The organism is Planctomycetota bacterium (genome assembly GCA_039819165.1).
Taxonomy (GTDB): Bacteria; Planctomycetota; Phycisphaerae; order Phycisphaerales; family UBA1924; genus JAHCJI01.
Genome location: JBCBSM010000001.1, coordinates 2151978 through 2177641, shown reverse-complemented (window position 1 = coordinate 2177641; position 25664 = coordinate 2151978). Strand labels below are relative to the sequence as shown.

The window sequence follows — 25664 nt, the reverse complement described above, 5'->3', positions numbered from 1 at the left end:
CGCGTGCTCGTCGTCGGCGTGTCGAGGCGCACGATGGTCAGGCCCGTGGTCCTCTGGACAGAAGTGTTCGCCCTATCGCGTCCCGCATCGGGCATGAGCGGCGCGGCCGGCGCCGGCATTAACCCCCGCCCGTGGCGATGTCCTGGCCGCGGAGGAAGCGGGTCATGTCCCGCATCAGCTGGTGACCCCTCTGCCGCTGCAGGGGTGTCGCGTGGCCACCGATGTCGTTGCTCATCACGTCGAAGAGGCGGCCGGCGACGCGGGAGGGCGGGCCGTTGCCGCTGCGCATCATCTCCTGGTCGCGCTTGGCCTGGGCGCGGCCTCGGCGGAGCCGCTCCTCGGGGTCGCGGTCGCGGACGTTGCCCGACATGACCTCGGTGGCCTGCTCGAAACGCACGAACGCGTCGGCCAGGAAGGCTTCGCGATCATCGAGCGCGACCGTCTCGTACTCGACGGCGAGCGAATCCCACAGGTCGATCGCCAGGCGGCTGGCGTTCTCTTCGAGCTGCTCGCGGGCCTCGCCGCGGATGGAGCCCGCGAAGGCGGCCAGCAGCAGCGAGTCGCTGCCGCTCATGCCCTCCAGCCGGCTCACGAGCATGCCAACCAGCTCGAGTCGCCGCTCGATGGGCAGCCGATTGAACTCGGCCTGGAGCAGCGTGAAGCTCATCAGCGTGTCGATGGGCGCGTCCTCGTAGTCGGGCACCGGCGTGGGCCGCAGCACGAAGAACGCGGCGACGCCCGCGGCGAGCACGCCCGCGGCCGCGAAGGGCCAGCCCCGCCGCGCGAGGGCACGCAGCCGCTCGGGGTTGCGAAGGGTCCGCTCTTCGAAGTCGGCGACCCGCTCGCGGAGCGCGCGGATGCTGGGCCTTCGTCCGCCCAGCCGGCCCAGCGTCTGCTGCATCTCGTCGTGCAGTGCGGCCACGTGGTGCCTCCCTCGTCGGGGCTAGCGCCCCAGGATCCGGCCGATGCTGCCGAATAGATCGTCCAGATCGGTGTCGTAGTTGCGGGACCAGTCGGCGCTCATGCCCGGGAAGTAGACGGCGTTGCGGGGGCGGCCGGTCGCGCGGCCCGTGTGCCAGTCGTCGGCGTCCTCGAGCATCGGCAGCGGCCGGCCGCCCTCGGCCTGCAGCTCGATGGCGCGGGTCACCGTCCGCTCGACCAGCGGGCTCTCGACGGCGAAGAACAACTCGGTGCCGGTCATGATCAGCCCGGGCAGATACTCGTAGCTGACGCCCGCGGTGGCCCACAACGGGCCGTCGCTGCCGCCGCGATCCGACGGGCAGCGGTAGCACGAATCCGCGCCCAGGATGAAATCCTCGTCGGGCGAGGACCGGCGGGGGATGGGCGAGTCCACGTAGTCCTGGAGGATCTCGAGGAGCGTGGGGTCGCTGCCGCCGCCGGGCACGCCGCCCTGGAACGGCCGGACGATGGGCAGCACGCCCTGGCTCTCCGAGTCCATGTAGAGCTGGGTGCCCACGCCGATCTGCTGGAGGTTGACGAGGCAGCGCGTGCGGCGGGCGCTCTCGCGGGCGCCGCTGAGCGTCGGCACCAGGATGCCGATGAGCACCACGATCACGCCGATGACCACCAGCAGCTCGATGAGCGTGAAGCCCCGCCGCGACGCGTGCGCGGTGCGCGGCTGCGCATCAGATCGGGCGCGGCGTGCGTCGTCCGGTCGCCTCGTCGACGAGCCGCTGCGCAAGGGCGGACTGCTCGCCTCGGACGACCGCCGCCTGCTGGCCGAAGCGCTCGGCGAGTTGGGGGTCGGCGTCGAGCGCCCGCTGGACGCCGCGGGCGATGGCGCGGCCGGCGCGGCGGAGCTGCACGCCCCGTGCGAGGGCCGCGATGGCGCCCGCCCCGAGGACAAGCGGCAGGCGATAGGGCTCCGGCACGAGGGGCGCGACGGTGCCGACCGTGCGGGTGACGACCCCGCCGGCCGGATCGTCGGCGTAGTCGTCGGCGGCTCGGATGGCCTCGTCGGCGGCGCGACGCTGGGCCGAGATGGTGCCGAGCTCGGCCCGCCAGAGGTCGGCGGCTGCGGGCGGGGCCTGCGGATCCGCCAGCGCATCGCGGAGCGCACGCTCGCGCGCATCGAGGCTCGCACGCAGGGCGTGCAGGCCCTCGCGAGCCCGGCCGACCTCGTCCTCGACGCGTGCCTGGTCAACGCAGCCCCCAATCATGGCGATGCCCGCCAGGGCGACCGCCAGCCTGATCGTGCCACGCAAGTTTAGTCGCCTCAGGGGGATGCCCGTTACCCGCGGGGTGTTCCGTGCCGGTGTGCTCGTATCCATGATGCCCCTCGTGTCCTGCGGCCTCGACGCGTGCGGTGCCGGCCCGCGAGGCTCGGGTTCGGCATCGGCGGGGGCGGCGAAACGGGGGCTCGCGATGGGTCGCGGGGGCTATCGGGAGAATCTACGCCACGCTGCACCGTGGGCAAGGCGGCAACGCATCACCGCGGGCAGATGGCGCACGGGCGTGGTCGCTAGAGGGCGGCGAGCGCGGCCGCCAGCTCGTGGTTGAGCGCATGGCCCGAGCGGCTGGCGCGGATGTCGGCCTGGATCGGCCGTCCGGCGAGCGCGAGATCCCCCACGACGTCGAGCAGCTTGTGGGCGGCGCACTCATTGGGCAGGCGGTACGCGTTGTCGATCGGGCCGCCGGCGCCGATGACGAGCATGTCCCGCGGCGTCAGGTGCTCGAATAGGCCGGCGTCGCGCATCGCGCGCGCTTCGGCGTCGAGACAGAACGTCCGCGCGGGCGCGATGGTGCGGGCGTAGGCCCCGGGCGTGCCGTCCCAGTCGGCGCGCTGCGGCGAGATGGGCGCGGCGGGGCCGTAGTCCAGCTCGTAGGCCACCGACCACCCGGGCTCGGCGCGGGGGGTCGCCTCGATGCGTGCGCCGTCGCGTTCGAGGGCGATGGTGTCGCCGGGCGTGATCGGTTCGAGGGCCTCGCCGAGCTCGCGGACGCCCGCTGCATCGATAGCGTCGGAGAAGTCCGCGGCGGAGCCGTCGAGGATGGGCAGCTCGGGGCCGTCGAACTCGACGAGCGCGTCGGTGATGCCCAGGGCGTGCAATGCGGAGAGCAGGTGCTCCACGGTTGCGATGCGGGCGTCGCCGGCGGCGAGGTTGGTGCTGCGTGCGCCGGCCTGCGCGAAGATCGGGTGCAGCGGCCGCGGGTCGAGGTAGGCGATGGTCGCGGGGATGCGGGGGCCGCCATCGGCGTGCGCGAGCGCGACGCCCTCACCCGGTCGCGCGGGCAGCAGGCTGGCCGCCGCGGCCGCGCCGGTGAACAAGCCGCGGCCCGTCACGGTGGCGGGTGCCGCGAGGGTGCGTCGTGGGATCACGCGTCGGGCAGCCGCTTGCGGATCTCGCGGAGCGTGCGGGCGAGCGTGCGGAACTGGGCCATGTTGGCCGCGGTCTCGCGGGCGGGGGCGGCGGGGTAGCCCAGCCAGGTCTCGCCGGCGGGGATGTCGTTCATCACGCCGCTGCGGGCGCCGACGGTGGCGCCGGGGCCGATGGTGATGCCGTCGCCGATGCCGACGCCGCCGGCGAGGGTGACGCCGTCGCCCAGCGTGACCGAACCCGAGACGCCGCAGCAGCCGCAGATGACGCAGGAGCGGCCGATGTCGCAGTTGTGGCCGATCTGGCAGAGGTTGTCGATCTTGGTGTGCCCGCCGATGCGGGTATCGCCCAGCTTGCCGCGATCGATGCAGGTGTTGGCCCCGATCTCGACGTCGTCCTCGACGACGACCGAGCCGAGGTGGGGAATCTTGATGGGCCCGTCGGGTCCGGGCAGGTAGCCGAAGCCATCGGCCCCGATGACCACGCCCGGGTGCAGCACGCAGCGCTCGCCGATGGTGCAGCCGTGCAGCACCGACACGTTGGCCTGCAGCAGCGAGCCCGCGCCCACGCGGGCGCCCGCGCCGATGCTCACGCGGGCGGCGAGGACGGCGTCGGCGCCGACGCTGGCGCCCGCCTCGATGACGCACATGGGCCCGATGGTGGCGGTGGGGTGGATGTTGGCCGAGGGGTGGATCACCGAGCTGTTGCTCTCGTCGGATTCGGGGCGGGGCGGGGCGGCCCGCTCGCTGAAGGCCTGGAGCAGCGCCTGGAGGGCGCGGTCGGCGTCGGGCACGAAGAGCAGGGCGCGATCGGAGGGATCGTGGCCCGGGACCTCGACGCCCTCGCTGACCAGGGCCGCCGACGCGCTGGATTGGGGCCACTGCTTGGCGTAGCGGCTATCGCGGATGAAGGTGAGGGCGCCGGCGGTGGCCTTGTCCAGGCCGGCGATGTCGGCTAGCGGGATGTCGTCGGGTCCGACCAGCCGGGCGTCGAGCATGGTGGCGAGCGTGCCGGTGGTCGCCGGCGCCTCGGTGCGAGCGGGCTGCTGCGGTGTGGCCGAGGCGGTGGGCATGGGCACGTCTGTCCTCGCTGGGCGGCTGGGGAGGGTCTTGCGTTGCAGGGGAGTGGGGCTCAGGGCTGCACGGGGCCGGCGGCGAACTGGTTGTTCATCAGCCGCACCACGCTCTGGGTGATGTCCACGCTGTCGTTGCTGTAGATCACTCGGCGGGATTGGATCCAATCCTCGACAAACAGCACCGCCTGGTTGGCGGGCACGCCGGGGTTGCGCGGCACGCCCTTTTGCTGGCCCGTGTGGACGACGATCTGCCAGCCGTCGCGCTCGGCGACCTGGTCGACGGCGGTGAGCGTCTTCTCGTAGAGCTCCTTGAGGGCCCGGGCGTTGTCCTCGGCGAGGTTCTGCTGGAGCACCTGGGCCCGGGTGTCACGGGTGGCCTGCAGCATGCGGAGCTCGCGGCGGCCCTCGTCGAAGGCGTCGCTCTGGGGGTCGAGCTTCTCGAGGTCGCCGGCCTTGTCCTCGATCTCGGTGGTCAGCTGCTGGATCAGGGCCTGGATGCCATCACGGCGGGACTCGAGTTGCTGGCGCTGCTGGCGGAACTCGTCGAGGCCGTCGATGACCAGGAAGAGGTCGACCGTGGCGACGGGCGTGGGCTGGGCGAGCATCCGCTCGACGGCGCCCGCGACGGGCCGGGCGCCGCCCAGCCCCATGCCGAGCATCAACGCCGCAATCGCGGCCAGGACGAGCTTCTGGCGAAAGTGCTGCATGGCGCTATGAGCCTCCTGCGTCTGGGTCTCGCGGCCGCTCCGCGGCCGGTTGGCGTCGCCCGCCGCGAATCTCGGCTCCGCCGGGATTCGGCGGGCCGCGCGAATGCGTCGGAGCGGGCGCAATCGACCGGGATTGTACTCCCGATGGAGATGCGCCCGGACCGGGCTCCGGGCGGGCCCGTTATAGGACGACCGATCGGCGGATCGTGCGGCTCGGCAAGGGGTTGGGCGCGGCCGCGGGGCATCGAACCCCGCGGGCGGCCGATGTCGTACATGGCGTGCGGGGGCGTCCAACGGGCGGCCTCGGAGCCTAGGATTGTCAGAATCTTGTTTGGGTATGGCCCTGGTTGAGGCCGGCCCGCTCGAGAGCCGGAGGGTGCAGCATGACGCGGAGGGCACTGATCGCGATCGTCGCGGCGAGCCTGGCGGGCGCGCCCGCGGCGTACGGGCAGACGGCGCTGGGCGACGGCCGGCGGCTGGATCGCAACCTGCTGCGGGGCAGCGGGGGGCTGAATGTGCCGGTGCGGGACTTCCAGTCCGAGTTGCGGCTGCGGAACGCCATCGTGACGGGCAACGCGCCCAACGGGCTGTCGTTCCGCGGCGACGTGGGCTTCGAGGACACCTTCGAGTTCCGCGAGTTCGTGGGGTCCGACGACCTGTTCACCTTCCGCCGCGACGCGTTTACCAGCGGGCTGGCGGGGGCGGGCATCCGCGGGACCGAGGCGCTGCAGTTCCAGCTCGCGCTGACGGTGGGCAACCGTCCGCCGCGGAACCTCCGCGGCTCGCTGCTGACCTCGCGGACGGGCGACCGGCTCACGCCCGAGCTGCGCACGCAGCTGGCGGTGAGCATGAGCAATGCCCAGCCCGGGCTGCGCGAGGCCGATCCCGAGGAGCTGCTCTACCCGCTGGCGGGCACGTCGCTGCGCTCCACCAGCAGCTTCGTGAGCGGCCGGAGCCTGTCGCCGGCGATGTTGATGATGGCCGAGAGCGAGGACGGCCGGACGCTGGGGCTCGTCGCCTCGCCGCTGCGCGGGCTGGCCCGCGAGCAACTGGTTGGCGATGCCGAGGCGGGCGAGGACGAGCCGGAGGAGGTCAATCCCGCGCGGGCGCCGAGCCTGCGGCTGGGCGGCGAGGAGGATTCCGAAGACGACCGCGACATGAGCGAGACGCAGCTGGACCTCCGGGTCCGGCTGGACGCGTACGAGCAGGCTCGCGCCGGCGCCGAGGGCGATCGCGAGGGCCAGGCCGACCGCCCGCTGGGCTCGTTCGAGGACCGCATCGAGGCGCTCCGGCGGGCGCTGCAGCGCGAATTCGTGCCCCAGGGGGACGAAGAGGATCCATCGGCGCTGCCGGGGTTCCCGGCGACGCCGGAGCCCGCCCAGGGTGAAGCCGAGGACGATCCCACCGCGCTCCGGTCGGCGCTGGATCCGGCCGAGGCGGCGCGGGCGCCGCTGCCTCCCACGCAGGCGCAGGCGGCGGCGGGCACGGTCGCCGACTGGGAGGCGCTGCTGGAGACCCTCCGACAGGGCACGGGGGTGGTTACGGCGCCGTCGCCCGAGCTGGATTCGGCCTCGGAGTACGAGCTGCACGTGGTGCGGGCCAAGGCGCTGATGGGCGAGGCGCGGTACTTCGAGGCCGAGCAGCGCTTCACGATGGCGCTGGCGGCGCGGCCCGAGGATCCGATCGCGCTGGTCGGCCGCGTGCATGCGCAGCTGGGCGCGGGGCTCGATCTGTCGGCCTCGGTGAACCTGCGATCCTTCCTGCTGGCCTACCCCGAGTTCGTGGGTGCGCGGTACGAAGACGGGTTGCTGCCGCGGAGCGATCGCATCGCCGCGGCGAAGAGCCGGATGCTCGCGCAGCTCCGCGGCGAATCACGGCGGAAGCTTCCGCGGGAGAGCGCGATGCTGCTGGCCTACGTCGGCTTCCAGTCGGGCGACGCGATCGCGGTGCGCGTGGGGCTCGATCGGCTCGCGGACGGCGTCGAGGGTCGGCGGGATCCGCTGGTGCCGCTGCTGCGGGGCGTGTGGCTGCAGCCCGCGGCCGCGGGCGGACCGGGCCGCTAGCGGGCCCGCGGGAGGGCGGCGGCGTGCATGGCTGACTCGGCGACCGAACAGGCGGCCCGCTCCGAAGACGCGGCGCGGCCGTCCATCACCGACTTCCTGAGCGACGGCGGCTTCGTGCAGCTGTGCGAGACGCTGGGGGGCCTTTTGGGCTCCAGCGTGCGGCTCATCGATGCGCAGGGCCGGCAGATCGAGCCGGCGCGGGAGGGCTCGCTGGCGTGGCGCGTGGCGGATCGCACGCCATCGGCCGCGGAGCTGGCGGCCGAGCGGGCCTTCGCGGTGCCCGTGCGCGCGAGGGGCGACGTCATCGGCTGGGTGCACGTGGGTCGCTCGCCGGCGACCGAGGGCCCGCTGGCGGTCGAGATCGAGCACGCCGTGGCGCTGATGGTGGACATCGCGGACCAGGTGTGCGATCGGGAGCTGGAGCTGCGCGCCCGGCTGCGGGCGCTCGCGGCGACGCAGCGGCTGAGCGCCCTGCTGGCGCGGGCCGAGAGCGTGGACGACGTGCTGGGCATCGCGCTCGAGTCGGCGATCGAGCTGCTGGGGTTGTCGGCGGGCTCGATCGTGCTGCTGCCGCAGGCCGGTGGCGGGGCGCTCGAGGCGCTCGAGCGGGACGTGGAGCACCGCGTGAGCCGCAACCTGTCGGCGGCGTGGCTGGCCAGCCCGCTGCCGCTGTCGTTCGACCGGGAGTTCGATCGGCTGGCGCTCGCGGGCGAGGTCGTGGCGGTGCCCGATCTGCAGGCCGACGCGCGGGTGCAGCTCAAGGATCGGGTCCGCGACGAGGGGCTGCGGTGTGCGCTGCAGGCGGGCATGGTCTTCCAGGACCGGCCGCTGGGCGTGATCCGGCTGTACGGGCGGGAGCCGCGGGCGTTTGCGCCCGATGAGATCCGCGTGCTGCGGACGATCGCGCACCAGGCGGCGGTGGCGATCGGCCAGGCGCGGCTGCTCCGCCAGCAGCGGGAGCGGCGGCAGCTGCAGCGGCAGCTAATGCTGGCCGGCGACGTGCAGCGGCGGATGCTGCCGGCGGGACCGCCCGAGTCTGCGCTCTTCGACGTGGCGGCGAGCTGGGAGCCGAGCCTCGAGCTGAGCGGCGACTTCTACGACTTCGTGGAGCTCGATGCCGATCGGCCGCCCGAGGCCCGCCGCATCGGCATCGTGGTGGGCGACGTGGTGGGCAAGGGCGTGGCCGCCGCGCTGCTGATGAGCCACGTCCGCGCCAGCCTGCGGGCGCACGCATCGCAAGACCCCGCGCCGTCGCGGGTGCTGGCGGCGGTCAACGACGACCTGTGCCGCGACACGATGCCCAACGAATTCGTGACGCTGTGGTACGGGGTTGCCTGCCCGGAGCGGCGGGAGTTGGTGTTCGCGAGCGCGGGGCACGATCCGCCCTTGCTGGTGCGCAGCACGGGCGCAGGGACCGATGCCGGCGGGCCGGTGCACCGCATCGAGGAATTGCGGACCGGCGGCATGCTGGCGGGGGTGCTGCCGGCGCAGGTGTTTTCCGAAGGCAGGCTGCCGCTGTCGCCCGGCGACTCGCTGGCGGTGTTCACCGACGGGCTGAGCGATGCGCGGCGGGGCGACGAGGAGCGCTACGGTCGCCCGCGGGTGGCCGAGGCGGTGCTCGCGGCGCTTCGGGAGCGGCCCGACATCGCCGCATCGGCCCTGGTGCACGAGCTGGTGGGCGGCGTGCGTCGCTTCGCCGCGGGGGCGCGGATGCCCGACGACCAGACGCTTGTGGTGCTGCGGGTGCGGTCGTGAGGCGTGTGCGGCTGCCGGTGCTTCTGTGCGCGCTTCTGTGCGTGCTGGTGGCGCCGCCGGGCTGCGTGGTGTCGGGGCTGGAGGAGACGGCCGTCCGCGTGCCGTGGCCCGCGCGGGCGGAGCGGGAGTTCGGTTGCACGCCGGTAAGCGTGGACGTGTTCGGGGCGGGCGAGCGGGGCTCGGGCTCGGGCGTGCTGGTGTCGGATCGCTGGCTGCTCACCGCGGCGCACGTCGTGCCCGAGGGCGCGGCGCAGGCGCTGGTGCTGGTGGATCCGGATCGGCCGCGGGGCGTGGTGGCGCCCATCGAGGTCATCGTGCAGGGCGGCGGCGAGCCCGTGCGCGAGGGCGACTGGGCGTTGCTGCGGCTCGGCGGGGCGATCGACCACCTGCCGGCGCGGCAGGCGTCGCTGGCGTCGGGGGTGGTCTCGCTCGACGAGGTGCTGCTGGTCGGCTTCCCGACGACGCCGGCGAGCGCCGAGGAGCCCTTCGCGCGGGACCCCTTCGTGCTGCGGACCGATGCGCCCGACGTGCGGGCGTGGCGGACCGAGGAGGGGCCCGTGCGGTACCTGCGGATGGCCTCGGCGTGGACCAAGCTGGGGGGCGCGTCGGGCGGGCCGGTGGTGGTCCGCGATGGGGTGGGCGTGCCTCGGGTGGTGGGCATCGTGCTGGGTCGGATCGAGCATCGCACGCTGTTTGCGCGGGGGCGGGCGATCGTGGTGCACGACCTGCCCGCGCAGGCGCACCTCGCCGCCGCCGGTGCGCTCGACGACCTGCCGAGCGGCGTCGACGGCCCGAGGCTGCTGACCGCGGACGAGATCACGGGGGAGCCGGCGGCCGCGTCGGCTACGCTGGTGCTCGATGGCGACGGTCTTCCTCAACGGCGAACTGCGGAGCCTCGATGATCCCGCGGCGCGGGTGGCGCTCACCGACGCGGGCTTCATGCACGCCGTCGGGCTCTTCGAGACCATGACGGCGCGGCGGGAGGCCGACGGCGTGCGGGTCGTCCGCGTCGATGCGCACGTGCGGCGGCTGGTCGAATCGGCGCGGGAGCTGCAGCTGAGCACGTCGCTGCGGGCCGATCCGCTCGCCGAGGCCGTCGAGCACACGGCCCGGGCGCATCTGGAGCACGCCGACCATGATGCGGCCCGCGTCCGGCTGACGGTGACCGGCGGCGACCTGGACCTGGTGCGTCGGGTGGGCGAGCGGGTGGGGGCGGCCGCGCCGACGCCGACCATCGCGATCCTGGCGCAGCGGGCCACCGAGTACCCCGAGGAGCTGTTCGAGCGCGGGGGGTTGGCGGTGCTCGCCGACGCAAAGGTCAGCCCGTTCGATCCGACGGCGGGCCACAAGACGCTGAACTACTGGTGGCGTCTGCGGGAGCTGCAGGCGGCGCTGGGACGGGGCGCGTCCGAGGCGCTGGTGTTCTCGGTGACCAACCACCTGTGCGGAGGCTGTGTAAGCAACGCCTTCGCGGTGCGGGATGGTGCGCTGGTGACGCCCATCGCGCGGGGTGAGGAGGAGGTGGCCGCGGCGTCCAGGCCCGCGCTGCCCAGCCCGGTGCTGCCGGGCGTGACGCGGGCGACGCTGCTGGAGCTGGCGGCCGAGGAGGGGCTCGCGATCGAGCGGCGGCTGGTCTCGATCGACGACGTGCTGGACGCCGACGAGGTGTTCTGCACCAATGCGAGCTTCGGCGTGCTGCCGATCACGCGGGTCGAGTCCCGCGAGATCGGCTCGGGAGGCGTCGGGCCGGTGACGCGGCAGCTCGGCGAGTTGCTCCGCGGCGCGGACGGAGCCGGGTAGATCGGACGTCGATCGGGCTTCGTTCAGTCGTGGGGGCCGGCGGCGTTCGGCCGCCGGATGCGGACGTTCTCGCGGCCGGCGGAGGCGTCGTTTGGGTCGTCGGGCATGTCGCCGCCCGCATCGCCCCGGAGTTCGCGCTGCAGGCGGGCGATCTTGCGGCGGATGATGAGCCATCCGACGAGGCCGGCGACGAGGACGATCGGCAGCAGCACGATGGCAAGCGCGAGACCGCCGGCGACCACGATGACGGCGATGGCCAGCGCCAGCGCGGCGACGAGCGCCGCCTTGACGCGGGCCCAGGGGCCGAGCGACTGGGTCGTTCCCAGGCCGGGGTAGTAGACCTGCCTGCGTGGCTGCACGCAGACAGGCTACGCCGGGCGGATCGAGTCGATGGACGGCCTAGCGGCGGCGGCGGAGGCCGACGGCGGCCAGGCCGACGGCGGCGAGTCCCGCGGTGGTCGGCAGTGGGATGATGACCTGGTAGACCTGATCCTGCACGCCGAGGGCGGCCAGGGCCGTCAGGTTGGTTGCGATCGCGACATCGCCGTCGCCGGCGGCATCGAGCATCGAGGCGAGGTGCGTGCGGGTGCTGGAGGTCAGGTTGCTGGCGCGGAAGAGGCCGGCCTCGGCGTCGAGGTCGTCGCCCTCCTGCTGCAGGTCGATCATGATCTCCCAGAGGGCGATCTGGAAGGCGGCGTTGTAGCTGCGGTTGTTCAGCTCGTGGCGGCGGTTGGAGAACGTGAACAGGCGGCCCAGGGCGTCGGCCTGCGCCCCATTGAGCGTGGGCCGGGAGGGCGAGATCGGGGCCTCGTCGATGTCGACGACCTCGAAGGTGCGGACGCCGCCGTTGACCGACTCCCAGATGTCGATGCAGTAGGTGGTCAGGTTGCCAACGCCCGGGGCGTCGGGGCCCGAGCTGTTCACGATGCGATGGTTCAGCTGGCCCGCAAAGAGGTTGTGATTGGCGCCATCGAAGTAGACGCGGACGCCCCGGCCTGCGCCGGTGCCGACGAACTTCATGTCGACGGTGTCTGCGGAGGCCGTGGCGGCGGCCAGCGCAACAACGGCGGCGGGCATGATCGAGCGCATGTCGGAACCCTCTCTCTGCGGCGTGTCCTGCGGCCCGCACATGCCGGCGGCGACTGGTGCACCACCGGCGGCACGGGCCACCTCTCCCCTGGCTGCTAGCTTACCCGCGGGGCTGGGGTCGTCCAGTCATAAGTGTTTGTAAATCAGCAGATTAGCGTAGTTGATCGGGGTTATGCGACCTGGGCCGGAAGGATGGGGGGCGCAACGAGAACGCCCGCTCGTGGCGGGCGTGTGTAGGGTCCGGGAAGTGTCGCGCGGGGGACTCGGTTCAGCGGCGGCGGCGGAGGCCGATGGCGGCCAGGCCGACGGCGGCCAGGCCCGCGGTGGTCGGCAGCGGGATGACGATCTGGAAGATCTGGTCCTGCTGGGTGAGGCTCGTGAGGGCGCGGAGGCCCGGGGTCAGGCCGATCGAGTCGCTGGTGGCGGCGGCGAAGAGATCGCCGACGAAGCCCGTGGTGATGGTGTTCAGGCCGCCGGCCTGGAAGTCGCCGGCCGTGAGGCTCAGCGTGGAGCTGGCGGTGTCGAAGTCGTTGACGATCTCCCAGAGCGTGATCTGGAAGGCGGCGTTGAAGTCTGCGTTGCTCCCGAACTGGGCGCCCGCGGCGGCGGTGTACAGCCGTGCGATGGCGTCGGCCTGGGCCTGGTTGATGGTGGCCGTCGGCGGCGCGGGCGGCGGCGGCGTGACCGGCGCGTCGGTCAGCTCGGCGAGATCGAACTCGAACTCCGAGAACGACAGCGGCTCGAGCACGTCGATGCAGTAGCTCTCGAGCGAGCCGACCAGCGATGCGCCGGCGCCCGTGCCCGAGGTGATCTGGTGCGAGAGCAGGCCCGCGAAGACCGTGTCGGCGGTGCCGTTGACGTTGACGGTGATGCCGCGGCCCGAGACGGGTCCGGCGAACTTCATCATCACGGTGTCGGCGGACGCGGTCGCGGCCAGCGACGCCACCGCGGTGGCGGCAAGGAACTTGGAACGCATCTTCAACTCTCCCTCGGGGCTCCCCTGTCCCCGCACTCCGGCCTCTCCGATTCGTAGCGACACGCGGCCAGCGGGCCCCCACCCGCCATTGACTCGCGCCGGCCTGCGTCCCTTGCTGCGGGCGGAATGCACGCAGATCCGGCACTGACCGAGACAAACCCTACCCGATGCCGGTCGTGGCGGCCATGCGGATTCAACCAAGTTTGAAGGAAATTCGCGTTGTGCGGCTGTTACGGGTCGTCGTGGTTGGGTTATCGGAACATGATCGGAGCGCCGCACGCGGTCGGCGGACGAGCGGTTCGCGGGCCGTGGCGGGTCCGCCGAGAGCTATGGTCCGTACGGCGGCAGGATGCCGGATTCGGAGGGGTGCGATGGCGGAGCGGCCGGGGGCGGACGGGGAGCACGCGGAGCGGATCCTGGGGGGGCTCGGCAGCGGGTTCGTCCACCTGCACCTGCACACCGAGTACTCGCTGCTGGACGGCGGCAACCGCATCGATCGCCTGGCGGACCGGGTGGCCGAGCTGGGCATGCCCGCGTGCGCGGTGACCGACCACGGCAACGTGTTCGGCGCGGTGGCGTTCTACGAGGCCTGCCGGGCGCGGGGCGTGCGTCCCATCCTGGGCGTCGAGGCGTACGTGTGCCCGCCCGGGCGTCCGCGGCAGGACCGCACCTATACGGGCGTCAGCGACGGCGGGTACCACCTGGTGCTGCTGGCCGAGAACATCACGGGCTGGAACAACCTGATGCTGCTGTGCAGCGAGGCGTTCCTGACTGGGTTCTACTACAAGCCGCGGATCGATCGCGACCTGCTCGAAGCGCACAGCAGCGGGCTGATTGCGATCAACGGCCACCTGGGCAGCGAGCTGGGCGAGCACCTGCTGCGGTACGTTCGCTCGAAGGACAAGGCCGACCTGGAGGCCGCCCGCGAGAGCGTCGCGTGGCACAAGCGGGTGTTCGCCGACGAGGGCACGGGGCCGCGCTTCTACTGCGAGCTGCAGCACCACGTGGCCGAGCAGGTGTCGATCAATCCACGGATCATCGAGCTCGCGCAGGAGCACGGCGTGCCGGTAGTGTGCGACAACGACGCCCACTTCCTGCGGGCGGAGGACCACGACGCGCACGACACGCTCATCTGCATCTCGATGGGCAAGAACAAGCACGACGCCGAGCGGCTGAAGTACACGCCCGAGCTGTACGTCAAGAGCTCGCAGCAGATGCGCGAGCTGTTCGAGGGCGAGTACGGCGAGGTGGGCGCCGAGGCCTGCGACAACACGCTGCGGATCGCGGCGCGGTGCGATGTCGAGCTGCCCATCGGCGAGAACCACGCGCCGGTGGTCGTGGTGGGGACGCCCGAGGAGCTGCCGCCGCACGACGATGCCGAGTTCGGCGGCGACTTGACGGCGTGGTACAAGGCGTACTGCGCCCGCTTCGAGCTGGAGCCGGCGACCGGGGGCGCGGTCGACCCCGAGGAGCTCAAGGCCAACTGCGACGCGGCGCTGCGGCTGCTGGCCGAGGGCGGCATGGTGTGGCGCTACGGGCCGTCGATCCTGGAGCACCGCCACGCGCTGGCGGAGGGTGACGAGGCCGCCGACGCGGCGCGCGGCGGCGCGGCGGACGCGGACGGCTTCGACAAGTGGGCGCGGCTGAATCGCGAGCTCGGCATCCTGGCCGACAAGTCGATCAGCGCGTACTTCCTGATCGTGTGGGACTTCGTGAACTGGGGTCGTGCCCGGGGCATCCCGGCGCTGGCCCGCGGCTCGGGCGTGGGCACGATGGCGGGCTACGTGCTGGGCCTGTCCAATGCGTGCCCCGTGAAGTACGGGCTGCTCTTCGAGCGGTTCACCGACCCGGACCGCAGCGAATATCCGGACATCGACATCGACCTGTGCCAGGACGGCCGGGGCGACGTCATCCGCTACGTCCGCGAGAAGTACGGACACGTGGCGCAGATCATCACCTTCGGGACGCTGAAGGCCCGGGCCGCGATCCGCGACGTGGCGCGGGTGCACGCCGTCAGCCTGCCCGTGGCGGATCGGCTGGCGAAGCTGATCCCCGAGCAGGTCGGCATGACGCTGGAGAAGGCCGAGAAGGCCGAGCCCGAGTTCGCGGACGTCGTCGCGGGCAAGCGGGAGGCGATCGCGAAGCTGAACGATGCGCTGCCGGGCGAGCAGCACGCGTCGGCCGACGACGTGCGGAGGCTGATCGACAACGCCCGGGTGATCGAGGGGCAGGCGCGGCACGCCAGCGTGCACGCGGCGGGCGTGATCGTCGCGACGCGGCCGCTGCACGAGCTGGTGCCGCTCTACAAGCAGAGCAACGGCGGCGAGGACGAGATCATCACGCAGTGGGACGGGCCGACCTGCGAGAAGATCGGCCTGCTCAAGATGGACTTCCTGGGCCTCCGGACGCTGAGCGTCGTCGAGCGGGCCAAGGCGCTCATCCGCGGCGCGATGGACGAGGAGGCGATCTACGCCGCGGTGGGCCGGGAGAAGGGCGACGGCGGGCCCCACCCGCTGGATCTCGAGCGGCTGGAGATGGTCGATCCGCGGGTGTTCGCGTTGTTCGCGCGGGGCGATGCGACGGGCGTGTTCCAGTTCGAGTCGGGCGGCATGCGTCGCTTGCTGATGGAGATGAAGCCCGACCGCCTTGAGGATCTCATCGCCGCCAATGCGCTGTTCCGGCCCGGACCGATGGACCTGATCCCGGCGTACAACAAGCGCAAGCACGGGCAGGAGGCGGTGCCGAAGGTGCACCCGATTGTCGATCGGTTCACGGCCGAGACCTACGGCGTGATGGTGTACCAGGAGCAGGTGATGCAGATCGTCCACGAGCTGGGCGGCATCCCGCTCCGGGCGGCGTACTCGCTGATCAAGGCCATCAGCAAGAAGAAGGCGAAGATCATCAACGCCGAGCGGCCCAAGTTCGTCGAGGGTGCGCAGCAGCAGGGGCTGGCGAAGGGCGACGCGGAGGAGCTGTTCGAGCTGATCCTCAAGTTCGCGGGCTACGGCTTCAACAAGAGCCACAGCACGGGCTACGCCATCGTGGCGTACCAGACGGCCTACCTCAAGACGTACTTCCCGGCGCCGTACATGGCGGCGTTCCTGAGCTACGAGAGCCAGGCGCAGAAGGTCGCGGACTGGCTGCCCTACCTCGAGGACTGCAAGCGGACGCGGACGATCGACCCGGCCACCGGGGAGGCGGTGCGAACGGGCATCGACGTAGCGCCGCCCGACATCAACCTGTCGGGCGAGGACTTCGAGGTGGTGTTCGCCGACGGCGAGCCGCGGGACGCGCGGCACGGGCACATCCGCTTCGGCATGAAGGCGATCAAGGGTGCCGGCGCGGGCGCGATCGAGGGCATCGTCCGCGCACGCACGGACGAGGAGGGCGTGCGGCCCTACCGGGATCTATTCGATTTCTGCGAGCGGGTGCCGCTGCGGAGCGTCAACAAGGCGACCATCGAGGCGCTCATAAAGGCGGGCGCGTTCGACGGCGTGCACGGCCGGGACGCGCGGGCGGCGCTCGTGGCGTCGATCGAGGCGGCGGTGTCGGCGGGGCAGCGGGCGGCGCAGGATCGTGCGGCGGGCCAGGGCGGGCTGTTCGGCGGGGGCGACGAGGCCGACGCGCCGACGCCGGCGCTCGCGGGCGTCGAGCCCTGGCCCGAGGCCGAGCTGCTGCGGCAGGAGAAGGAGACGCTGGGCTTCTACGTGTCGAGCCACCCGCTGCAGCAGTGGGCGTCGTGGATCCGGGCGTTCGGCACGCACGAGCTGGCCGAGATCGAGCACCTGCAGCCGCAGCAGCGGGTAGTCGTGGGGGCGATGGTGCAGTCGGCCCGCACGCTGACGGCCCGCAACGGCCGCAGCGCGGGCCAGCGGATGGCGATCCTGACGATCGAGGATGCGACCGGCACGGCCGACGCGGTGCTGTTTACCGACGCGTACCAGAGTTACGGCCACCTCCTGGAGGACGACGGCCCCAAGTTCGTGCTGGGCCGCGTCGATCGCTCGCGGGGCGATGCGCAGATCATCGTGGAGCAGCTGACGCCGATCGACGCCGTGCCGCTGGAGCAGGGCACGCTGCGGGCGTACGTGCGGGACAGCTTCCTGAACGGCTCGGGCATGCGGGCGCTGGGTGCGCTGCACGAGATCGCGGGGTCGCACGCCTTCGCGAAGGACGACGCGGCCCAGGGCGCGCTCGTGCCGCACGCGCCGCTCGAGATCGTCGTGTGCGTCGGCGAGCGGCACGAGACCATCCGCTCGGTGCGGCCTCGGATGATCCGCCTGGAGCCCGAGTTCGTGCGGGCGGCCGAGGGCGTGCTGGGTCCGCGGGCGGTACGGCTGTTCGGCGGCGTGGCGGTGGACATGCAGCGCGACCGCCGCCCGGGCGGCAACGGCCGGGCGCGCCGCGGCTAGGTCGCGTACAGCGACGTTACGGGCAGCCGCGGTCGAACGACGTCAGGAAGCAGAGATAGTCGAAGATGTCGAGGCTGCCGCAGCCATCGCAGTCGGCGCGGTAGTCGCCGAGCTGGAATGCGGTGAGGTACGCCAGGAAGTCGAACACGTCGAGCTCGCCGCTGCGGTCGAAGTCGGCGTAGCAGGGCGAGCCGACGAAGATCTCGGTGATCTCGGGCTGCAGCGCGGCTGGGTCGATCGCGTTGACGCCGGTGGCGACGCCCCACTCGATGCGGACGTCGTCGAGATCAACCTCCAGGAAGCCGGTGGTGATGTCGATTCGGATGCTGCCAAATTCGGTGCCCGCGATCAGATCCGTGAGGTCGACTTCGCCCGGATCGAGCAGCATGTAGGGCGAACTCGCGGTCCGGAATGTCACGCCGGGGTTCAGTTCGATCTCGCCAACGACGTCGCCGAACGCGTCGGTGGACTGGGCATCGCCGAGCGAGCGACCGTTCTCACGCAGGAAGGCGAATCGCGTACCGGTGCCGGGGTCGCCGGCGATGGTGGTGCCGAGGTGCACGACGAGCGTGTCGGGCGTTGGCGTGACGCCCGGATCGACGCGGAATCGGATGGTCATCGGGTCATCGGGCGTGATGCGGCGGACGTTGTCGGCCTGGCTCGCGGTTGCCGTGGCCAGCAGCAGGGCGGCGGTCGTTGCGATCTTCATGGTGTTCTTTCTCCGTGTTCGTGTGCGTGGTGGTGGTCGTCGCTATGGGCATCCGGCAAGGAACCGATCCTGGAAGCAGAGGAAATCGAAGATGGTGACCTCGCCGCAGCCGTCGCAGTCGGCGCGGAACTCGAGCCGCTCGAAGGCGTTGAGGAAGGCGAGCCAGTCGAGCAGGTCGAGCCGGCCGTTGCAATCGAAGTCGGCGTAGCAGGGGCACCGGCCGACGAAGATCTCGTAGATGACCGGCTGGATGGGCGCGGAGTCGATGGCGTCCGGCGCGGTCGCGCTGCCCCACTCGATGCGGACGTCGTCGAGGTCGACGTCGAGCGTGCCCGTCTCGATCTGGAAGCGGATCTCCGCGCCCGGCGTGCCGTCGTACAGGCCGGTGAGGTCGACGATGCCGGGGTTCAGTACGGCGTAGATCGAGTCCGGCGTGCGGAAGGTGATGCCGGGATCGAGGTCGAGCGGCCCGGTGACATCGCCCTGGATGTCGGTGGCGTGCGTGCCGCCGGGCAGCAGGTTGCGCGCGACGAGCCGGGCGGTGCGGGCGCCCGTGCCGGGCGCGCCGGCGATCGCGGCGCCAAGGTGCACGACGAGCGTATCGGGCAGCGGCATGACGCCGGGCTCGACGCTGAAGCGGATGGTCATTGGTTCGCTCGGCGTGATGCGGCGGACGTTGTCGGCGCACGCGGCGGCGGTGATCCCGAGCAGGGCGGCGGCCGCGATCGAGCGGTGCGTGCGGGCCATCGTGTGCATCTCCCTGCGTGTGTCCAGTGGTCCTTCGAGCGACTCCGTGGCTCGCTCGATGTTGCGAAGCTACAGGGTCTTAGGTGTGGTGTCAACCTAAATTTTTGGTGTTCGTTCGCTATACGGAATTGCGTACTTCTCACGAACATGCGTTCGCCGCGCAACGACAACGGGGCCGCCAGCGATGGCGGCCCCGTGCGCACGTTGTCCGTCGGTATGGCGTCGTATGCCTAGTCGCAGCCGGCGTCGAACTCGTTCTGGAACTCGAGGAAGTCGAAGATGGTCAGGTCGCCGTCGCCGTCGAAGTCGGCCGCCAGGTCGCCCGAATCGAACGCGTTCTGGAAGGCGAGGAAGTCGAAGATGGTGAGTTCGCCGTCGCCGTCGAAATCGGCCCGGCACGGGTTGCCGACGAAGACCTCGATGACCGTGCAGTCCGGGTTGGCGCCGCGGTAGGAGGACGGGCTGAGGCCCTGGCCCCAGTCGAAGCGCAGGTTGGCGGTGTCGAACTCGAGGAAGCCGCTGGCGATGGTCCAGATGACCACGCCGTCCTCGGTGCCGTCGATGAGCGTGCTCATGTCGATGACGCCGGCATCGAAGAAGGTGTAGGGCGAGCTGGCCGTGCGGAAAGTGATGCCGGGGTTGAGCGACAGCCCCCCGACGACGCCGCCGAACAGGGCCTGGCTGTGGGTGCCGAGCAGCGTCCCCTCGTCGAACAGCTCCGCGACGCGGAGGCCGGTGCCGCCGGCCTCGGTGATGCCGAACAGCACGTTGAACATGTCGGGCGTCGGCGTCGCGTCGGCCGGGCACCGGAAGCGGATGGTCAGGGGCTCATCCGGCGTGATGCGGAGCGTCTGGGCGTTCGCGGCGGCGGCGAGGCCCAGCGTGGCGAGCAGGCAGATCGTTCTTTGCATGGCTTTCTCCCAAGAGACGGACGTGCAGAAGAGGTCGCACGTCCGTCTAGGGATATGCCCGTACGCCCACCGGCGTTGCAGGGGCCCGCTTGGGCGTGCGCTCAGGCGTTCGCGGTGGCCATGGCGCACATGAGCTCGACGCCGACGGGGATGGCGTCGTCGTTGAAGTCGAACTCGGGCTGGTGCAGCAGGGGCACGCGGTCGGGGTCGGCTCCGGCGGGCAGCGTGCCCAGCAGGAAGAAGCAGGCCGGGATGTGCCGGCCGTAGTAGCTGAAGTCCTCGCCGCCCATGCTGGGCTCGGGGACGAGTTCGGTGCTGGCCTCGCCGATGGTGCGGCGGGCGATGCCGAAGAAGCGGTCGGTGGCGGCCTCGTGGTTGCGGGTGACGGGGTAGCCCGTGTGCCAATCGACGGCAGCGGTGCAGCCGTGGGCGGTGGACACGCTCGCGGCGATCTCGCGAACGCGGGCCTCGAGGAGCGCGCGGGTCTCGTCGGTGAGCGCGCGGACGGTGCCCGAGAGCCGCGCGGACTCGGGGATGATGTTGTCGGCGGTGCCCGCGTTGAACTGGCCGACGGTGCAGACGCCGGCGTCGACGGGGCTGATGGACCGCGCGGCGATGGTCTGCAGCGCGAGCACGACGGCGCTGGCGGCGACGATGGGGTCGCGGGCCAGGTGGGGCATGGCGGCGTGGCCGCCGACGCCCGAGACGGTGATGTCGAACTCGTCGGTGGAGGCCAGCAGCGGCCCGGGGCGGCTGCCGGCGTGGCCCAGTTGCATGCGGGGCCAGCCGTGCAGCCCGTAGATCATGGTTGCGGGCTCGCCCAGCCCGCCGCCCGCCGCGCCGGCGAGGGCGCCCTCGTCGCAGAGCTTCTCGCCGCCGCCGCCGCCCTCCTCGGCCGGCTGGAAGACGAACAGGACGTTGTGGGGCCGATCGCTCAACGAGGCGAGTGCGCGGGCGGCGCCCAGCAGGATGGTGGTGTGGCCGTCGTGGCCGCAGGCGTGCATGACGCCGGGGTTGGTCGAGGCGTAGGGCTTGCCGGTGCGTTCCTCGATGGGCAGGGCGTCGATGTCGGCCCGCAGGGCGATGGTGGTGGCCGTTGGCGTCGCCGCGGGCAGGTACCCCAGCACGCCCGTGCCGCGTGCCATGCCCGTCTTGTGCTCGATGCCGAGGTCGGCCAGCTCCTTCGCGATCAGGCCCGCGGTGCGGTGCTCGGCGAAGCCCAGCTCGGGGTGGGCGTGGATGTCGCGGCGGAGGGCCGCTAGCCGCCCGGCGTCGGCGGCGATGGCGGCGCGGAGGTCGGTCTGAGCGGCGGACATATCGGCGGGGATCGCTGGTGCGGCGGGCGAGGCGGGGGCGGTCGTCATGCGGGGATGGTATTCGCCGCGGCGAAGGCGGCCCCGATGAGCCCCGCGTCGTCGCCGAAGGCGCTCAGCCGCACGTCGATGTCGCTGCCGGGCGGGAAGGCGTCGGCGTTGGCGGCGCGGCCGACGCGGTCGCACACGGCGGGGCCCAGCATCTCGGCGAGGGCGCCGCCCACCACGACGAAGCGGGTGCCGAGGATGGCGCAGGCGCTCGCGACGGCGGCGCCGAGCACGTCCATGGCCTCGTCGACCACGCCCGCGACGAGATCGTCGCCCGCGCGGTAGGCGTCGGCGACGGCGGCGGGGGCGACCTCGCGGAGGGCCGTGGCGCCCCCGCGGTCGACGCGCAGGCGGATCTCGCCGAGGATGGCCCGGCGGGAGCAGCGGTGCTCGACCAGCCGGCGATCCGGGGGTGCGTGCACGTCGATGACGGCGTGGCCGATCTCGGCGGCGACGCCGCAGGCCCCGGCGAGGGGCGTGTTGCCCAGGATCGCGCCGCCGCCGACGCCCGTGCCGATCCAGACGGCGAGCACGTCGGACTGGCCCGCCGCCGCCCCGGCTTGGTGCTCGGCGCGGGCGGCGGCGTCGACGTCGTTGAGCAGCGTGCAGGGCACCCCGAGTTGTTCGGCGGCGAGGCGTGCGAAGGGCACGTCACGCCACCCAAGGTTGACGGCGGCGGTGATGGCGTTCCGGGCGACCGGCCCCGGCACCCCGATGCCCAGGCGGGGCGGGACCGCGATGCCGGCGGCCTGGCACGCCTCGCGGACGATCTCGGCGACGACGCGGGCGGCGTCGGCGGGGTCGCGAGGGGTCTCGCGCTTGGCGCGGCCGAGCACGTGGCCCGCCGCGTCCACTACGCCCGCGCGCGAGCCCGTGGCGCCGACGTCGACGCCAACGAGCAGCTGGTTGGGCGAGAGTGCTGGTGAGGCGGGTAGCCGGGATTGGCCGGGTGCATCGCTCATACGCCCTTATCGTAGCGAGACTTACACCAGCCGCGTTCGGAGCGCAACGCCGTCGCTGGTGTGTCGCCAGGCGTCGGCGGCGTGCGGCGAGAGCGCGAACAGCGTCGAGCCGCTGCCGGTCAGGCGCACGGGCGCTTCGTGCGCCGCGGCCAGGCGTCGGCGGACCTCCGCGAGCGGCGGGCGGACGCGTTCGGCCGCGGGCGCCAGGTCGTTGAAGAGCGTCGCACCTTCGGGCGTGGCCGACGCGAGCCGGCGGACGTCGGCATCCCGGAAGGCCGGCGGGTGCGCGGCGTCGAAGGCGGCATAGACCTCGGCCGTCGGGCAGCCGAAGCCCGGGCAGAAGAGCGAAACGTCGGCCTCGACGGGCCCGAGCCGCTCGATGGCGTCTCCGAAGCCCGACACGATCGCGGGCCTCGGCGGCGCGTCCGTCGGGCCGTCGTCGAGGAAGAACGCCACGTCGCTGCCCAGGCCGGCGGCCAGCTCGCCGAGGCGTACGCGGCCCAGCCCGAGCTCCAGGAGCGCGTCGAGGCCCCGGAGGACGGCGGCCGCGTCGGCCGAACCCCCGCCCAGCCCGCCGCCGTCGGGGATCCGCTTGCGGACGGCGATGCGGACGGGCGGGATGCCGCCGGCGGCGTCGGCGACCGCGGCCATCGCGCGGGCGGCCAGGTCGCTCTGGGTTGGCCAGGCCACGGGCTCGCCCGCGTGCCGCGGCGCGTCGTCGGCCCAGCGGACGCCGACGACGGGTGCGTCGAGCGCCGGGTCGAGGGAGATCTCGACGTCGTCGTGCAGCTCGATGGCGTGCATCCACGAGCAGATGCGGTGCCAGCCGGCCCGGGGCGAGCCCGGTGGCTCGGCGGGCGCTACCGCGAGCGCGAGGTTGAGCTTGGCGTGGGCCCGCAGGCGGAGCGTCCGCGTCACGGCCGACGGTAGCGAGGCGTGCCTCTACCATCGCGGCAATGGCAAGCGTGGGCGACCTGATGGGCGGGCTTGAGGCGATCGCGCCGCTGCGCTACGCCGGCGCGTGGGACAACGTCGGGCTGCTGGTGGGCGCGCGAACGCACGAGCTGGCGGGGCCGGTGGTGCTGACCATCGACCTGTCCGAGGCGGTGCTGGCCGAGGCGGTGGGCCTGGGCGCCTCGGCGCTGCTGTGCTACCACCCGCCGATCTTCCGGCCCATCCAGCGGCTGACCGACGAGACGGCGATGGGCCGCATGCTGCTCGAGGCGGTGGCGGCTGGCATGGCGGTCGTCAGCCCGCACAGCAGCCTGGATGCGGCCGCCGGCGGGATGACCGACTGGCTGTGCGAGGCGATCAGCGGCTCGATGGAGGAGGGGACGATCGCCGGCGACGTGCGGGCGCTCGAGCCGCAGCTGGAGCGGCCACCGACGCAGGAGGTCAAGATCGTCACCTTCGTGCCCGCGAAGGACGCCGACCAGCTCCGCAACGCGCTGGCGAGCGCCGGCGCGGGCCGCATCGGCGCCTACTCGGCCTGCTCGTTCGCGGCCGAGGGCGTGGGCACCTTCCTGGGCGGCGAGGGCACGTCGCCGGCGGTCGGGGCGGCGGGCACCTTCGAGCGGGCGCCCGAGCTGCGGCTGGAGATGGTCTGCTCCCGCAAGGCGCTGGCGATCGCGATCGAGACGCTGCGGCAGTTCCATCCGTACGAAGAGCCCGCGATCGACCTGTACGAGCTGCTGCCCGGGCCCGTGCGGCACGCGGGCGCGGGGCGGCGGCTCGTGCTCGATCGGCCGGCGTCGCCCGCGGAGATCGCCGAGCGGCTCAAGGCGTTCCTGGGCATCCCGGCGGTGAAGGTGGCGGCGGCGAGCGGCGACGCCGGCGAGGCGGTCCGCGTCGTCGGCGTGTGCCCGGGCGCGGGGGCGTCGCTGGGCGAGGCCGCGGTCGCCGCCGGCTGCGAGCTGTTCGTCACCGGCGAGATGAGCCACCACGAGGCCCTCGGCCTGCTGCGGCGCAGCTGCGGCGTGCTGCTGGCGGGCCACACCAACACCGAGCGGGGCTACCTGCCCCGGCTGCGGGATCGGCTGGCCGAGGCGATGCCCGCCGCCGAGTTCGTCGTCTCGATGGCGGACGCCAAGCCGTTCGCGTGGATGTAGAAGTTCAGCCGCAGCCGACGTCGAACTCGTTCTGGAATTCGAGGAAGTCGAAGATCGTCAGCGAGCCGTCGCCGTCGAAGTCGGCGGCCGGATCGCCGGCGTCGAAGAGGTTCTGGAATTCGAGGAAATCGAAGATGGTGAGCTCGCCGTCGCCGTCGAGATCGACGCGGCAGTCGTCGCCGATGAGATCGAGGCGGGCGTAATCGACGATGTAGCCGTCGCCGTCCGGCGTGCGGAACTCCACGCTGGTGGACCCATCGAGGAGGCCGGTCGGCACGTCCAGGTCGATGATGTGGGTCGTCTGGAACTGGCCGGCAAAGTCGAGCGTCGCCAGCAGCGTGCCCTCCACGAAGACCTCCGCCGGGCCGGTGAAGTCGCCATAACCGGCGGCGTAGAAGTGCAGATTGGCCGAGTCGATGCCGCTCGGGTCGTAGTCGAATGTCCACGTCTGCGTGCCGAACGCGTCCCACCAGTCGGTCATCGGCGCCGAGGCGATATCGCCGGCGTCGCGGTAGTCGGTAAAGAAGACCCCGCCCAGGCCGTCGCGCCACAGGGCGCCGTCGACCTCCGGCGCGCCGAAGCCGAAGCCGTCGGCGTCGCCGTAGAAGACCTGCTCGTCGGCAAGAACGGAGCCCCCGGCGATGGCGCCGGCCGCCAGCATGGATGCGATGCGCATGTCTCTAACCCCCGCGTTTGCGTTGGATCTGGCGCGCCGCGATGACACGCCGCTCGCACAGAGACTACCGAATCTCGGGGTGTATCACAAGGGCCGTGCCGCCGGGGCACGAAAAAGCCCCTCGCCGCCCAAGCGGCGAGGGGCCGGTGCAGGGGGATGCGGCCACGGTTGCCCGGGCGCAGGGCCCACATGGACCCCGGGAATCGACCGGGCACGGCCTAAGGCCGATGGCCAACACCCCAAATGTGCAATCCGCCCGGCCGGGGGGCAATCTCGCCGGTCGCTCGGTCGGCCGAAGCCGCCTCCCCGCCCGCCCCAGGCCGCACGACCCGCACAGGCCACCCCGGCACGCCGCGGCGTGCCGGCCGCGGGGTGCTGGTAGCATCGGGCGTGGCGAGGCATCACATCGCGATCTACCCGGGCTCGTTCGATCCGATCACCTACGGCCACCTCGACGTCATCCGCCGGGGGCGGACGCTGTTCGACGAGCTGGTGGTCGCGATCGGCCACAACCCCTCCAAGCCGCAGTTGTTCTCGGCCGACGAGCGGCGATCGATGGCGCGGACGCTGGTCGACGAGCTGTGCCGCCGCGAGCCCGATCACGCGCCCGTGCGGGTGGAGGTCTTCGACGGGCTGACGGTGGACTTCGCCGTGGAGGTGGGCGCCGCGGCGCTGCTGCGGGGGGTGCGGAACCTCTCGGACCTGCAGTACGAGGTGCAGCAGGCGGTCACCAATCGCCAGCTGGCGGGGCTGGAGACGGCGTTCATGGTCGCCGGCGAGAGCTTCGCGTACATCAGCTCGAGCCTGATCCGCCAGATCGCGGCGATGGGCAAGGACCCGTCGGTGCTCGAGACGATGGTGCCGCCCACGGTGATCGAGGCGCTGCGGCGCAAGCGGGACCACCCGCTGCTGGCTCAGCTCCGCGACGATCGCGACCCCGGCGGCGACGGCTGAGCCCCAACATCGTGCGCCGCC

General features: G+C 72.4%; 23 protein-coding genes. 7 read left to right on the top strand and 16 right to left on the bottom strand.

What is annotated here, in order from left to right:
* Positions 1 to 118: 118 nt before the first annotated feature.
* The 6 genes from AAFX79_09515 to AAFX79_09490 all read right to left on the bottom strand — a co-directional run bounded on the left by AAFX79_09515 (position 119) and on the right by AAFX79_09490 (position 5120).
* Positions 119 to 922: a hypothetical protein gene (locus AAFX79_09515; protein MEO1008795.1), complete on the bottom strand. Its 804-nt coding sequence runs from the start codon at positions 920 to 922 to the stop codon at positions 119 to 121.
* Positions 923 to 943: 21 nt separating this feature from the next.
* A complete protein-coding gene (locus AAFX79_09510) occupies positions 944 to 1702 on the bottom strand; it encodes a prepilin-type N-terminal cleavage/methylation domain-containing protein (protein MEO1008794.1) in 759 nt (252 codons plus the stop codon).
* Complete coding sequence (locus tag AAFX79_09505) at positions 1647 to 2225, bottom strand: hypothetical protein (GenBank protein MEO1008793.1); 579 nt, start codon at positions 2223 to 2225, stop codon at positions 1647 to 1649. The genes AAFX79_09510 and AAFX79_09505 overlap by 56 nt, the downstream gene beginning before the upstream one ends.
* Positions 2226 to 2482: 257 nt before the next feature.
* A complete protein-coding gene (locus AAFX79_09500; protein MEO1008792.1) occupies positions 2483 to 3340 on the bottom strand; it encodes a UDP-3-O-acyl-N-acetylglucosamine deacetylase in 858 nt (285 codons plus the stop codon).
* The gene (gene lpxD / locus AAFX79_09495) at positions 3337 to 4410 is read right to left on the bottom strand and encodes a UDP-3-O-(3-hydroxymyristoyl)glucosamine N-acyltransferase (protein MEO1008791.1); all 1074 of its coding nucleotides are present in this window, start codon (positions 4408 to 4410) and stop codon (positions 3337 to 3339) included. The genes AAFX79_09500 and lpxD overlap by 4 nt, the downstream gene beginning before the upstream one ends.
* A 59-nt stretch (positions 4411 to 4469) precedes the next feature.
* Entirely contained in the window at positions 4470 to 5120 is a 651-nt protein-coding gene (locus AAFX79_09490) for an OmpH family outer membrane protein (GenBank protein ID MEO1008790.1), read from the bottom strand.
* Positions 5121 to 5503: 383 nt separating this feature from the next.
* Between AAFX79_09490 and AAFX79_09485 the strand changes: the two genes are divergently transcribed.
* The 4 genes from AAFX79_09485 to AAFX79_09470 are packed head-to-tail and all read left to right on the top strand — an operon-like array spanning position 5504 to position 10738.
* Positions 5504 to 7183 (top strand): hypothetical protein, encoded by a 1680-nt coding sequence (locus AAFX79_09485; GenBank protein MEO1008789.1) that lies wholly within the window; start codon positions 5504 to 5506, stop codon positions 7181 to 7183.
* A 27-nt stretch (positions 7184 to 7210) separates the two neighbouring features.
* Complete coding sequence (locus AAFX79_09480) at positions 7211 to 8938, top strand: SpoIIE family protein phosphatase (GenBank protein ID MEO1008788.1); 1728 nt, start codon at positions 7211 to 7213, stop codon at positions 8936 to 8938.
* Positions 8935 to 9840: a serine protease gene (locus AAFX79_09475; protein MEO1008787.1), complete on the top strand. Its 906-nt coding sequence runs from the start codon at positions 8935 to 8937 to the stop codon at positions 9838 to 9840. Before AAFX79_09480 ends, AAFX79_09475 begins: the two co-directional genes overlap by 4 nt.
* The gene (locus AAFX79_09470; GenBank protein ID MEO1008786.1) at positions 9797 to 10738 is read left to right on the top strand and encodes an aminotransferase class IV; all 942 of its coding nucleotides are present in this window, start codon (positions 9797 to 9799) and stop codon (positions 10736 to 10738) included. The genes AAFX79_09475 and AAFX79_09470 overlap by 44 nt, the downstream gene beginning before the upstream one ends.
* A 23-nt stretch (positions 10739 to 10761) precedes the next feature.
* Here the strand turns inward: AAFX79_09470 and AAFX79_09465 are convergent, their stop codons facing one another.
* From AAFX79_09465 to AAFX79_09455, 3 genes are all read right to left on the bottom strand, one after another.
* Positions 10762 to 11097 carry a hypothetical protein gene (locus tag AAFX79_09465; GenBank protein ID MEO1008785.1) on the bottom strand — a complete coding sequence of 112 codons (336 nt, stop codon included), beginning with the start codon at positions 11095 to 11097 and terminating at the stop codon, positions 10762 to 10764.
* Positions 11098 to 11137: 40 nt separating this feature from the next.
* On the bottom strand, positions 11138 to 11815 hold the full coding sequence (locus tag AAFX79_09460; protein ID MEO1008784.1) for a hypothetical protein: 678 nt from the start codon (positions 11813 to 11815) through the stop codon (positions 11138 to 11140).
* A gap of 280 nt (positions 11816 to 12095) precedes the next feature.
* Complete coding sequence (locus tag AAFX79_09455; GenBank protein ID MEO1008783.1) at positions 12096 to 12803, bottom strand: hypothetical protein; 708 nt, start codon at positions 12801 to 12803, stop codon at positions 12096 to 12098.
* Between the two features lie 371 nt (positions 12804 to 13174).
* Here AAFX79_09455 and dnaE point away from each other — a divergent pair, with 371 nt between their 5' ends.
* A complete protein-coding gene (gene dnaE / locus AAFX79_09450) occupies positions 13175 to 17215 on the top strand; it encodes a DNA polymerase III subunit alpha (GenBank protein ID MEO1008782.1) in 4041 nt (1346 codons plus the stop codon).
* A 16-nt stretch (positions 17216 to 17231) separates the two neighbouring features.
* Here the strand turns inward: dnaE and AAFX79_09445 are convergent, their stop codons facing one another.
* The 6 genes from AAFX79_09445 to AAFX79_09420 all read right to left on the bottom strand — a co-directional run bounded on the left by AAFX79_09445 (position 17232) and on the right by AAFX79_09420 (position 22823).
* Positions 17232 to 17924, bottom strand: a complete 693-nt coding sequence (locus tag AAFX79_09445; protein MEO1008781.1) for a GC-type dockerin domain-anchored protein — start codon at positions 17922 to 17924, stop codon at positions 17232 to 17234.
* A 42-nt stretch (positions 17925 to 17966) separates the two neighbouring features.
* Positions 17967 to 18671: a hypothetical protein gene (locus tag AAFX79_09440; protein MEO1008780.1), complete on the bottom strand. Its 705-nt coding sequence runs from the start codon at positions 18669 to 18671 to the stop codon at positions 17967 to 17969.
* Between the two features lie 230 nt (positions 18672 to 18901).
* Positions 18902 to 19582 (bottom strand): GC-type dockerin domain-anchored protein, encoded by a 681-nt coding sequence (locus AAFX79_09435; GenBank protein ID MEO1008779.1) that lies wholly within the window; start codon positions 19580 to 19582, stop codon positions 18902 to 18904.
* A 101-nt stretch (positions 19583 to 19683) separates the two neighbouring features.
* Positions 19684 to 20946, bottom strand: a complete 1263-nt coding sequence (locus AAFX79_09430; protein MEO1008778.1) for an amidohydrolase — start codon at positions 20944 to 20946, stop codon at positions 19684 to 19686.
* On the bottom strand, positions 20943 to 21905 hold the full coding sequence (locus AAFX79_09425) for an ROK family protein (protein MEO1008777.1): 963 nt from the start codon (positions 21903 to 21905) through the stop codon (positions 20943 to 20945). Before AAFX79_09425 ends, AAFX79_09430 begins: the two co-directional genes overlap by 4 nt.
* 21 nt (positions 21906 to 21926) lie before the next feature.
* Positions 21927 to 22823, bottom strand: coding sequence for a hypothetical protein (locus AAFX79_09420; GenBank protein ID MEO1008776.1), 897 nt, complete (start codon positions 22821 to 22823; stop codon positions 21927 to 21929).
* A gap of 38 nt (positions 22824 to 22861) precedes the next feature.
* On the opposite strand from AAFX79_09420, the gene AAFX79_09415 reads away from it, so the two are divergent.
* A complete protein-coding gene (locus AAFX79_09415; protein MEO1008775.1) occupies positions 22862 to 24013 on the top strand; it encodes a Nif3-like dinuclear metal center hexameric protein in 1152 nt (383 codons plus the stop codon).
* A gap of 4 nt (positions 24014 to 24017) precedes the next feature.
* On the opposite strand, the gene AAFX79_09410 is transcribed toward AAFX79_09415, so the two are convergent.
* Positions 24018 to 24689 (bottom strand): GC-type dockerin domain-anchored protein, encoded by a 672-nt coding sequence (locus tag AAFX79_09410; GenBank protein MEO1008774.1) that lies wholly within the window; start codon positions 24687 to 24689, stop codon positions 24018 to 24020.
* A 390-nt stretch (positions 24690 to 25079) separates the two neighbouring features.
* Here AAFX79_09410 and coaD point away from each other — a divergent pair, with 390 nt between their 5' ends.
* Positions 25080 to 25643, top strand: a complete 564-nt coding sequence (gene coaD, locus AAFX79_09405) for a pantetheine-phosphate adenylyltransferase (protein ID MEO1008773.1) — start codon at positions 25080 to 25082, stop codon at positions 25641 to 25643.
* Positions 25644 to 25664 lie beyond the last annotated feature (21 nt).